The organism is Mesorhizobium sp. M7A.F.Ca.US.014.04.1.1 (assembly GCF_003998745.1).
GTDB lineage: Bacteria > Pseudomonadota > Alphaproteobacteria > Rhizobiales > Rhizobiaceae > Mesorhizobium > Mesorhizobium ciceri.
This window is the reverse complement of sequence record NZ_RZRW01000151.1, coordinates 1-10,992: the sequence shown is the minus strand read 5'-3', so window position 1 is coordinate 10,992 and position 10,992 is coordinate 1. Positions and strand designations below refer to the sequence as shown.

At 63.1% G+C, this 10,992-nt stretch carries 11 protein-coding genes; 8 read left to right on the top strand and 3 right to left on the bottom strand.

All coding sequences use genetic code 11. The features are described 5' to 3' along the window. Positions 1-136 precede the first annotated feature (136 nt). The 4 genes from EOA22_RS12835 (at position 137) to EOA22_RS12820 (ending at position 3,278) form a co-directional block, all read left to right on the top strand. On the top strand, positions 137-1,138 hold the full coding sequence (locus EOA22_RS12835) for an Ldh family oxidoreductase (protein WP_164755389.1): 1,002 nt from the start codon (positions 137-139) through the stop codon (positions 1,136-1,138). 240 nt (positions 1,139-1,378) lie between these two features. After that, entirely contained in the window at positions 1,379-1,660 is a 282-nt protein-coding gene (locus tag EOA22_RS12830; protein ID WP_013528193.1) for a hypothetical protein, read from the top strand. Positions 1,661-1,856: 196 nt separating this feature from the next. Further along, positions 1,857-2,309: a DoxX family protein gene (locus tag EOA22_RS12825; RefSeq protein WP_013528194.1), complete on the top strand. Its 453-nt coding sequence runs from the start codon at positions 1,857-1,859 to the stop codon at positions 2,307-2,309. 93 nt (positions 2,310-2,402) lie between these two features. Next, complete coding sequence (locus EOA22_RS12820; RefSeq protein WP_127390002.1) at positions 2,403-3,278, top strand: complex I NDUFA9 subunit family protein; 876 nt, start codon at positions 2,403-2,405, stop codon at positions 3,276-3,278. A gap of 29 nt (positions 3,279-3,307) precedes the next feature. Here the strand turns inward: EOA22_RS12820 and EOA22_RS12815 are convergent, their stop codons facing one another. Beyond that, the gene (locus EOA22_RS12815; RefSeq protein WP_013528196.1) at positions 3,308-4,675 is read right to left on the bottom strand and encodes a cytochrome P450; all 1,368 of its coding nucleotides are present in this window, start codon (positions 4,673-4,675) and stop codon (positions 3,308-3,310) included. A gap of 177 nt (positions 4,676-4,852) precedes the next feature. Here EOA22_RS12815 and EOA22_RS12810 point away from each other — a divergent pair, with 177 nt between their 5' ends. Next, positions 4,853-5,422 carry an NADPH-dependent FMN reductase gene (locus EOA22_RS12810; RefSeq protein WP_063169841.1) on the top strand — a complete coding sequence of 190 codons (570 nt, stop codon included), beginning with the start codon at positions 4,853-4,855 and terminating at the stop codon, positions 5,420-5,422. Between the two features lie 115 nt (positions 5,423-5,537). Here the strand turns inward: EOA22_RS12810 and EOA22_RS38100 are convergent, their stop codons facing one another. Next, on the bottom strand, positions 5,538-5,678 hold the full coding sequence (locus EOA22_RS38100) for a hypothetical protein (RefSeq protein WP_155924935.1): 141 nt from the start codon (positions 5,676-5,678) through the stop codon (positions 5,538-5,540). Here EOA22_RS38100 and EOA22_RS39525 point away from each other — a divergent pair. The 3 genes from EOA22_RS39525 (at position 5,671) to EOA22_RS12800 (ending at position 9,493) form a co-directional block, all read left to right on the top strand. Then, a complete protein-coding gene (locus tag EOA22_RS39525; RefSeq protein WP_255337201.1) occupies positions 5,671-5,802 on the top strand; it encodes a hypothetical protein in 132 nt (43 codons plus the stop codon). The genes EOA22_RS38100 and EOA22_RS39525 overlap by 8 nt on opposite strands. Before the next feature lie 70 nt (positions 5,803-5,872). Next, entirely contained in the window at positions 5,873-8,344 is a 2,472-nt protein-coding gene (gene gyrB, locus EOA22_RS12805) for a DNA topoisomerase (ATP-hydrolyzing) subunit B (RefSeq protein WP_013528198.1), read from the top strand. Between the two features lie 231 nt (positions 8,345-8,575). Next, the gene (locus EOA22_RS12800) at positions 8,576-9,493 is read left to right on the top strand and encodes a hypothetical protein (RefSeq protein ID WP_013528199.1); all 918 of its coding nucleotides are present in this window, start codon (positions 8,576-8,578) and stop codon (positions 9,491-9,493) included. Positions 9,494-9,591: 98 nt separating this feature from the next. Here the strand turns inward: EOA22_RS12800 and EOA22_RS12795 are convergent. After that, positions 9,592-10,992 (bottom strand): hypothetical protein (locus tag EOA22_RS12795; protein ID WP_127390001.1); only part of this gene is annotated, 1,401 nt, incomplete at its 5' end.

Genomic DNA, 10,992 nt, shown 5'->3' with positions numbered 1-10,992 from the left:
AGAGTAGGGGAGTAGGGGAGTAGGGGAGTAGGGGAGTATCGGGCCACTATCCACATTCACATTTCCATCCCCATTCGCTATTCACTGCCCACTGTCCCGTACTCCCCTATTCCCCTACTCCCCTAGGACGGCCATGATGCAACTCAGTCTCGACCAGGCAAAAGGACTGTGCCGGATGGCGGCACTTGGCGCCGGCGCCAATGAGGAAGCGGCGCAATCGCTCACTGCTTCGATCATATCAGCCGAGGCCGAAGGGCTTTCCTCGGTCGGTCTGTCGCATTTCATCGACTATCTCGAGGCGCTGGAAGCCGGACGCATCGACGGCAATGCCGACCCGGTGATCACACGGCCGGCGCTGGCAGTCTATCTCTCCGATGCACGCGGCGGGCTGGCGCATACCGGCTTCGACCGCAACATCGACGACCTCGCCAAGGCGGCAAAGCTGTTCGGTGTCGCCATCTTCTCGCAGAAGAACGCCTATACATGCGGCGCGCTCGGCTATTTCACCGGAAGGCTGGCAGCACAAGGACTGGTGTCGTTCGCAGCCCCCAACGGCCCGGCCGTGCTTGCCGGCTCGGGCTCGGTCAAGCCGGTCTACTGCACCAACCCGATGTCGTTTGCCGCGCCTGCCGCCGACGGGGCGCCGCTGGTCATCGACCAGTCGTCGAGCGCCACCGCTTTCGTCAACATCCGCAAAGCGGCCGAGGACGGCAAGACAATCCCGGAAGGCTGGGCACTGGACGCCAGCGGCAATCCGACCACCGATCCCGCCGCCGCCATGAAGGGTGCAATGCTCGCCTTCGGCGGTCCGCGCGGCGCCAACACCGCGCTGATGGTCGAGGTGCTGGGGGCGGGCCTGTCGGGCGCCAACTGGTCGCTCGACGCGCCATGGTTCAGCGGCGGGCCGGACAGCCCCGGCACGGGACTGTTCGTGCTTGCTATCGAACCCAAGCTGCTCGATCCAGATTTCGAGCAACGAATGAAGGACCAGCTTGACCGGCTGCGGCGGCGCTTCGGCGTGCATGTGCCCGGTCGTGCCCGCGCAGAGGCCGCCGAGAAGGCGCAAGCGCGCGGCATTACCGCATCGAAGGCCGTGGTGCAGCGCATTTCCGAATTCGCTGCACGCTATTCTTCCTGAATATTATTAAATATCAATTAGTTATCTGGAATTCGTCCGCCGCAGGCGCGGCGCAGTGCGATTTTCTTTGCGCGCCGCTGAACCTTTCCGCGCCTTGCTGCGACCCAGCTTTGTCCAGGGCAAGGCGAGCTTGCCCGATCCACACCGAGGGAAGCAGCAAACCGAAATCGAAAGCCTGCATCACGCGAAGGCCGGTCCTTCGCGCTTCGGAAAACTCAACCCAAATCAAAGGAAATTGCCATGACCAACACCAAGATCACCATGCTGACCGCCGTCCTTCTGCTCGGCTCGTTCATGGGCGCCACACAGGCAGCCACCCTGAAGGCCGCACCGGTCAAGCCGTCCAGCCCGGGTGTCATCGCTGCCCCGAGCGGCGGGGCCACCGAAGACCACTACTGCAAGAACGGCCATGCAAAATTCGCCAATTGCAGCGCTGATTTCGTCGCCGCCTGCAAGAAGGTTGGTGGCACCATGTCGGATGTTCAGGGCTGGGGTGGGCGTACTTGCTTCACGCCCTCCTGATACCGTCTCAGGTCAGGCCGCGCCGTCGGCCCCTGGCTTCGCATGGATGTCACCCGGAAAACCCCGCTTCGGCGGGGTTTTCTGCGTTTTGATCGCACGATGGTAAAACATTCTCGTTTTGGTCAACTTTTGTTTATTTGACTTCGACCAACCTGATCGGCCGTTTGCGCTGATTGAGCAAAACAGAGGAGCTACAATGTCGGCAAGCACGGACAATCCCCGCAACGCCCTTGTCATCCCGGTCCTTGGCAGGTTTTACGCGGCCCTGCACGATGGTGCCGAAACCGTTCTTCGCGTCGTCGCCGGCGGGTTTCTCGCCATCCACGGTTCGCAGAAGATCACCAATCCTTTCGGCGCTGCCGAGATGGTCGAGGGTCTCGGCTTCTATCCGGGCGCGTTGTGGTCGTTGCTTCTGGCCTGCACTGAATTCTTTGGCGGCATCTTCATCGCCATCGGCTTTTTGACGCGGCCGGCCGCCTTTGCCGGCCTGTTCGTGCTGCTGGTCACGGTCTGGTTCCACTGGGTCACCATGGGCCAAGGCTATTCGGGTGCGGAAAAGTCGCTGCTGTGGGCAGCGATCCTGCTCTTCTTCGTCATTCGCGGCGGCAACCGCCATTCGGTCGACAACCGTATCGGCAAAGCGTTCTGACAGGCTGATAGCGACGACGCGTCGCCCTTTGCCTTTGGCACGAAACGGATTATGAAACGGCTTCAGCCAAGCCTGCGAGCGCCGGAGCCAGCCATGACCGAAATCCTGCAGACCCCAAAGCTCGTCGTCGTCTTTGGCGGGTCAGGCTTTGTCGGCCGCCATGTCGTGCGCGCGTTGGCCAAGCGCGGCTATCGCATCCGGGTCGCCTGCCGGCGGCCCGATCTCGCCGGCCATTTGCAGCCGCTCGGCAATGTCGGCCAGATCCAGCCGGTCCAGGCCAATGTGCGCGTGCGCTGGTCGGTAGACCGCGCCGTGCAAGGCGCCGACCGAGCGCGCGGCCTGACCCACATTTCTGCGCTTGGCGCCGATCTGGACTCCGAATCAGACTACGCGCGCACCAAGGCGCTTGGCGAAAAGGCTGTGCTGGAGACGATCAAGGACGCCGTGATCTTCCGGCCGTCGATCAATTTCGGACCCGAAGACGGCTTCTTCAACCGCTTCGCCAACATGGCGCGCTATTCGCCGGTGCTGCCGCTGATCGGCGGCGGCCAGACCAAGTTTCAGCCGGTCTATGTCGGCGACGTGGCCGAAGCGGTGGCGCGCTCGGTCGACGGCAAGGTGGATGGCGGCCAGATCTATGAACTCGGCGGACCGAAGGTGCTCACCTTCAAGCAGTGTATGGAAGAGCTGCTCGACGTGATCGAGCGCAAGCGGCTGCTGGTGCCGGTTCCGTGGTGGGTGGCCAACATCCAGGCCTCGATCCTCGGTCTCCTGCCCAACCCGCTGCTGACCAAGGACCAGGTGATGCAGCTGCGCGAGCACAACATCGTTTCGGACGCCGCCAACCAGACCAACAGGACGCTTGCGGGGCTAGGCATCCAGCCGCAGTCGATCGCGACGATCCTGCCCAGCTATCTCTGGCGCTACCGCGCCGCCGGCCAGTTCCAGCAACGCAAGCCCGCGGCCTAATTCGGCGCAACTGCCTGAAGGTGTCACGCCTAACGCGGCGTGACCTGCATCGGTAGACCGCCTTGCGGCTGCGTGGTCAGTTTCTGTACCGGCCAGGGTTTCGTTTCGGCGGTGGTGTCGAAGCGGAAGCGCGACAGCATGATCGCCAGCGCGATGATCGCCTCCTGCATGGCGAAGCTGGCGCCGATGCAGACGCGTGGGCCGGCGCCAAACGGCAGATACTGGAAGCGGTCGATCTTTTCGCGATTTCCCGGGTGGAAGCGTTCCGGCAGGAAGGCATCCGGCCGGTCCCACAGTTTCCTGTGGCGATGCACGACCCAAGGCATCACCAGCACCGCGGCGTGCTTGGGGATATGAAGATCCTTCCACATTTCCGGTTCGATCGGCTCGCGGTTGATCGACGGCGCCGGCGGATAGAGCCTGAGCGCTTCGTCGAAAGCCGCGCGCGTGAAGGGCATGGCATCGAGCCATTTCGTCGGATCGGGCTCGCGCGCCAGCACCTGGTCGATCTCCTGCTCGACCCGGTTGCGCTCCCACGGTGATTCAGCCAGGCAATAGAGCGTCCAGCCGAGCGCACGCGCCGTCGTCTCATGGCCGGCGCCGATGAAGGTGATGATATTGTCCTCGACCTCGGCCCGCGTCAGTCCGTCGGGTCCCTCGGCCTTGAGCAGCAGTGTCAGGAAATCCTGCGGCACGGCATCGGGATCGCGCTTGAATTTCGCTTCGCGCATCTTGACCGTGTCGGTGACGATCTTGCGGAAATAGGCCATGGTCTTGCGGCCACGGATGCGGGTCAGCCTCGGCAGCCAGTCGGGCGCACGCAACAGGTCGAGCGGATCGACGCGACCCATGGTCTCGAACAGGCGGTCGATCTCGTTGGCGAAACTGCCGGGCTCGCCTGATATCTCGCCGGAAAACAGCGTCTCGGCCAGGATGTCATAAGTGAGCAGCGTCATGTCATGGGCGATGTCAGACGTGCCGCCGTCTTCGTAACGGGTGACGAAGTCCTGCGTGCGCCTCAGCATCGGCTGGGCGAAGCCGAAGATGTGGCGCGGCGTGAACACCGGCGCCATCGCCTTGCGCGACCGCTTCCAGACCTCGCCCTCGGCGGTGAGCAGGCCGTCGCGCAGGATCGGCCGCAGGATCTTCTGGCGCACCGTCGCCATCTTGTAGTTCCTGGCGTTGTCGACCAGCACATGCCGGATCAGGGCGGGATCATTGGCGACGATCAGATGTCCGCCAACGCCGTTCGCCGAGATCCACGGCTCGTTGTAGGTATGCTCACCCCACAATTCGAGCGGGTTGCGGTAGACGATGCGGATCATCTCTAGCGTCGAGGGCGGCGTCGTGCGCGGCTTCGGCGCCGGGGGAATGAAGGGGGCGGGCTGGATGTCCATGCTGTGCTCCGCTGATGACCCAATGTAGTGGGCCGCAAAGCAGGCGTCCATGTGACCGAACGGCAAGGCCCTACTCTCCGGAATGTGACCGGTTACCGCGAGGTGCCTTCTTGTTGCCCCGAGCGGCATGCCCTAGGTGGCAGTCACCAATGGATACCGCCACCGCAGGAGCCCAGCTTGAAGCACCAGTTGAACATCATCATCGGCAGCACGCGGCCAGGCCGCGCCGGACCGATTTTTGCCGAGTGGCTGGAGAGGTTCGCGCGCGAGCACGGGAAATTCGAGCCTGTACTGACCGACATCGATGCGTTCAAGCTTCCGGTGCTGGACGAACCGCACCATCCAAGGCTTGGCAACTACCAGAACGATCATACCAAAGCCTGGTCCAAGGCGATCGATGCCGCCGATGCCTTCGTCTTCGTGGCGCCGGAATACAATTATTTCGTGGCGCCGGCGATCGTCAACGCGATCGACTATCTCTCGCGCGAATGGAAGTACAAGGCAGCCGCCATTTTCAGCTATGGCGGCGTCTCCGGCGGCCTGCGCGCGGCGCAAGCGCTGAAGCCGCTGCTGACCTCGGTAGGTGTCATGCCGATCCCGGAAGGCGTCGCGCTGCCGATGTACCAGAAACTGCTCGACGAAAATGGCGCTTTCAACGCCAGCGAACAGGTGCAGGGCGGAGCCAAAACCATGCTCGACGGGCTGCTGCGCTGGAGCGAGGCTTTGAAGCCGATGCGGGCAGGCTGAAAACGCTGGTCTTCCGCAAAAAACCCCGGTTTGCTGCCATAGAGAGGTGGTCGTGCACAGGAACGAACTGGGGGGCAGTTCGATTTGCGCTTGCTGTTTGCCTTGCTGCCTATGCTCACCACCGCCACCGCAGTGGTGGCGCCTGGCCCTGGTCATCGCCAACGACGACCACCGCCTGATCCGGCCGCCCGCCCGACATGACGCCGGGGCGCGACCGCAGCAGGCGGCTGGCGCCGAGATACAAGTTCATGATCAAGGTTTCTCAAGGACCGCTGGCCGAAGTGAAATGGGGGCCGGCGGAGGCCCGCCATTGGCAGCCGGCCATTCCCAGTGAAATGCCTGCAAACCTTGGAAAAACCGCCTTTTGCGCCTATATCTAGTCGATATCAGAGGCGCGATTCGGCGCGGACTTTTCGCGCTGTGCAGGCGGCATCCAGACAACAGGTTTTCATGAGCGATCAGATCGACAACAACAACGGCGCTGAAGCCGAATACGGCGCCGATTCCATCAAGGTTTTGAAGGGGTTGGACGCTGTCCGCAAACGCCCCGGAATGTATATCGGTGATACAGACGACGGCTCGGGCCTGCATCACATGGTCTATGAAGTGGTCGACAACGCCATCGACGAGGCGCTGGCCGGTCACGCCGACCTCGTCACCGTGACGCTCAACCCCGATGGTTCGGTCACTGTGATCGACAATGGCCGCGGAATTCCGACCGATATCCACACCGGAGAAGGCATTTCGGCGGCCGAAGTGATCATGACGCAGCTGCATGCCGGCGGCAAGTTCGACCAGAATTCCTACAAGGTCTCGGGCGGCCTGCATGGCGTCGGCGTCTCGGTGGTCAACGCGCTGTCGGCGTGGCTAAAGCTGAAGATCCGCCGCAACGGCCAGATCTTCGAGATGAGTTTCACGCATGGCAATGCCGACGCACCTCTGAAGGCGACCGGCACCTATGAGCAGGACAAGCAGCCGGGCACCTATGAGGGCCGCAGCGGCAGCCAGATCACCTTCTTCCCGTCGGCCGAGACCTTCACCATGGTCGAGTTCGACTTCGGCACGCTGGAACACCGGCTGCGCGAGCTTGCCTTCCTCAATTCCGGCGTGCGCATCATTTTGACCGATGCCCGTCACGCCGATGTCGTGCGCCATGAACTGCACTACGATGGAGGCCTCGAAGAATTCGTCAAATATCTCGATCGCGTCAAGAAACCGCTGATCGACAAGCCGATCGCCATCCGGGCGGAGCGCGACGGGATCACCGTCGAAGTGGCGATGTGGTGGAACGACAGCTACCACGAGAACGTGCTGGCCTTCACCAACAACATCCCGCAGCGCGATGGCGGCACGCATCTGGCCGGCTTCCGCGGCGCGCTGACGCGTCAGATCACCGGCTATGGCGAATCCTCTGGGCTGACCAAGAAGGAAAAGGTCTCGTTGATCGGCGACGATTGCCGCGAAGGTCTGACGGCGGTGCTGTCGGTCAAGGTTCCCGACCCGAAATTCTCCTCGCAGACCAAGGACAAGCTGGTCTCGTCGGAAGTCCGTCCTGTCGTCGAAGGCCTGGTCAACGAAGCGCTCGGCACCTGGCTGGAAGAACACCCGAGCGAAGGCAAGGTGGTCGTCGACAAGGTGATCCAGGCGGCGGCGGCGCGCGAAGCGGCGCGCAAGGCGCGCGATATCACCCGCAAGAGTTCGCTCGGCGTCACTTCCCTGCCCGGCAAACTGGCCGACTGCCAGGAACGCGACCCGGCGAAATCCGAAATCTTCATCGTCGAGGGTGATTCCGCCGGCGGCTCCGCCAAGGGTGGGCGTTCGCGCCAGAACCAGGCGATCCTGCCGTTGCGCGGCAAGATCCTCAATGTCGAGCGGGCGCGCTTCGACCGCATGCTCGGCTCCGACATGATCGGCACGTTGATCACGGCGCTCGGCACCTCGATCGGCAAGGACGAGTTCAACGCCGACAAATTGCGCTACCACAAGATCATCCTGATGACCGACGCCGACGTCGACGGCGCCCATATCAGAACCTTGCTGCTTACCTTCTTCTTCCGGCAGATGCCGGAGCTGATCGAGCGCGGCCATCTCTACATCGCCCAGCCGCCGCTCTACAAGGTGACGCGCGGCAAGAGCTCGCAATACATCAAGGACGAAAGCGCGTTCGAGGAGTTCCTGATCGGCTCGGGACTGGAGGAAGCATCGCTTACGCTCGGCTCGGGCGAGGTTCGCATCGGGCAGGACCTGCGTGGCGCCATCGATGACGCGCTGGCGGTGCGCCAGCTGATCAACGGCCTGCACACGCGCTACAACAGAGGCGTCGTCGAGCAGGCGGCGATCGCCGGTGGGCTCAACCCGGACGTGTTCGCCGATCTCGGTCGCGCCAACGACATGGCGGAGCGGATTGCAAAACGCCTCGACATCATTGCCGAGGACACCGAGCGCGGCTGGACCGGCCGCATGTCGACCTCGAATGAAGGCGTTGGCGGCTATGTGTTCGAGCGCACGGTGCGCAGCGTCAAGGAATATGCGCATCTCGACCTGGCGCTGATCAATTCGGCCGACGCACGCCAGCTCGACCGCTACGCACAGCGCCTCAGCGAGGTCTACGGGTCGCCGCCGGTGCTGCGCCGCAAGGATGTCTCCGAAACCATCTCGGGGCCGCTGGCGATGCTCAATGCGGTCTTTGCGACAGGCCGCAAGGGCCTGACGATGCAGCGCTACAAGGGTCTCGGCGAGATGAACGCCGAACAGCTGTGGGAAACCACGCTCGATCCGAACGTGCGCTCGCTGCTGCAGGTCAAGGTCAATGACGCGACCGATGCGGATTCGCTGTTTTCGCGGCTGATGGGCGACGAGGTCGAGCCCAGGCGCGAGTTCATCCAGGACAACGCGCTGTCGGTCGCCAATCTGGATATCTGATCTGGCCGTTAAATCTGAATTGGCGCGCTGCGGCGCGCCAATTGTTCCACCGGCGGCAACAAAATCAATTTGCAACGCGCCGGAACGGAAGTCCCTGCGAGACATTGTGACAATATCGATCACAATTTCTAACAGGAGGCTTCCATGGGACGCGGCATTTTGCTCTGGTTGCTCGGCATACCGATCCCGATCATCATTCTGATCATGCTGTTCGTACGATAGGGGGCACTTATGCAGTCCACCCTATCGGCTGTCGACGTTTCCACTTCAACAGAATCCTCCTCCACCGCCGTCAGTTGGGGACCGATCATCGCCGGTGCCTTCGCGGCCTCGACGCTGACCTTCATCCTCATGCTGCTGGGCTCCGGGCTTGGATTGAGCATGGTGTCGCCCTGGTCGGGATCCGGCGCATCTGTCACCACTTTCGCGGCATCCACCGCCGTCTGGCTGATCATCGTGCAATGGCTGTCCTCGGGTGTCGGCGGCTACCTTGCCGGACGCCTGCGCACCAAATGGGTCGGCATCCACACGGACGAGGTGTATTTCCGTGATACCGCCCATGGCTTTCTTGCCTGGGCGTTGGCCACACTGCTCGTCGTCGGCGTGCTTGGCTCCGCGCTTTCCGCTGCCATAGGCTCGGGCGTGCAGGCGGTGTCCACCATCGCGTCTGGTGCGGCCATGGGCGCATCGGCGGGGGCTTCGGCCAATGCCGGCAGCGCGTCGGCCGACAATGCGACATCCTACCTGGTGGATTCACTGTTCCGTCCGGCTGATCCGGGCAAGCTCGCGGCCGCCAATCCGGACAGCGATGCGGCCGCGGTTGGGCAGGCTTCGCGCATCCTGATCGCCGGCGCCGCGGCAGGCGAGGTTTCCGCAGACGACAAAACCTATCTGTCGCAGTTGGTCGCCGTTCGCACGGGGCTTTCGGAAGCAGATGCCAGGACCCGGGTGGATGCCGTCCTCGCCAAGGCCCAGGACGCCAAGGTCAAGGCGCAGCAGGCCGCCGACACAGCCAGGAAGGCCAGCGCGACGTTTGCCCTGCTTGGTGCGCTCTCGCTGGCCATCGGCGCCTTTATCGCCAGTGCTGCCGCGGCCCTTGGCGGCAGGCAGCGCGACGATGAGGAAGCGGTTTTTATCACCAACCGTTGAACTGCACTTGCAACAAAGCCACTCTGGCCCGCCCGGAGCGGCTTTGCTTTGAAGTTGTCGAGCGGCGCTGCCACGACCCCGTTCGCTGAAATCCGTTCTTATTTTCGGGGAGGAATCGCCGGCACTTCGGCTTGGCTCGGCTCCAGTTTGCGACCGAGGTCGACAGCGTCGCGCAGCACGGCGAGATGCGAGCGCGGCTGATCGCCGGCAGCAACCTCGATACCGGTCGCCGCCAACGACCAGTACAGCGTGTGGGTGAAGACACGGCCGAGGGAACCGCGCAGCTCGACCTGAACGTTCTCCACGCCCGGGCCGAAATTCTCCGCCATCGGCCCTGAGATCGGATCGCCCGTCAGCCAACCGTTGCCGCGGTCGAAGATATTGGTCCAGCGCGTCGCAGCAAACACCGCGCCATGATGCACCGCCCGCTGTGGCTTGCCGGAAGAACGGTTGCGCCCTTCCTGATAAAGCACGGTGCCACCGGCCGCCGCTCCCTCGGCAATCGGCGGACATGCCGAGAACAGGCGCTCGGCGATGCCGCGCCTGAATTCGGCGAGATTGTGCGTCACCAGAAATTCGCTGTGGGTCAGCGGGCTACCAAGCGTGACGAAATCGCTGATCTTCCAAGGCCGATGGCTGTCGTCCCTGGTGCGCAGTTGGCGATAGAGCTCCCACTGATCGCGCCGGAACCCGGCAAGATCGTCAAGGCTGCCGGGCCATGCCGAGCCGTCGGCAACAAGCGTCGCCTTGTCGATGGCGTGGATAGCCTTCAGTTTCGCCTTGTCGCGGATGGCCTCGAGTTTTCGGGGCCTGAAATCGGACCACAAGATCTGCAACAGGTCATAGGCGATCATCGAGCCGAGGCTGTGCGAGACCAGCACGATGCGATCGTAGGTATCGTCCATCATCAGACGCTTCAGCAGCTTCAGGCCGCGGTCGCGGATCAGCGCCCGCTTCTCTACCGTGGCCGCTTCAGCGCGCACATAGCCCGCGACATCGCCGAAATAGGGAAGGCCAAAACGGTCCACCGACCAGATGACGAACGAGGCCAGGATGGTGACGAGGACGCCGACGGTCCACGAAATCTGCTGCTGCCAAACCGACGTCGCAAGCGCGAGCGTCGCGACCAGGACGATGATGGCGGCAACCAGAGTGACCAGATAGAGCTTTCGGGCGTCCGGCGGTATGTCGGTGGGCTTGCGCCACAGCAGATTTGTCACCCAGGCGGCAAGCCGGCCTCGCGTCGTGCCCTGCGTGATGTCGGCCCAGTAAAGCTCGTAGAAGTCGGTGCGGCGGCCATCGACATCGTAGGGCGTGGTGATGCGGCGAAGTTCGTACGAATTGGTCCGGCTGTCGGGAGTGATCCAGCTCTGGTTGATCTTCGCGCCGGCGGGGTCGGCCGGATCGGCGACATGGGCATAAAACGGCGCGCGGTTGGGGTCATGGCTCCAGACAGCCTGGACAAAGCCTCGCAGCGTATCCATCGGCCGCTGTTCGCC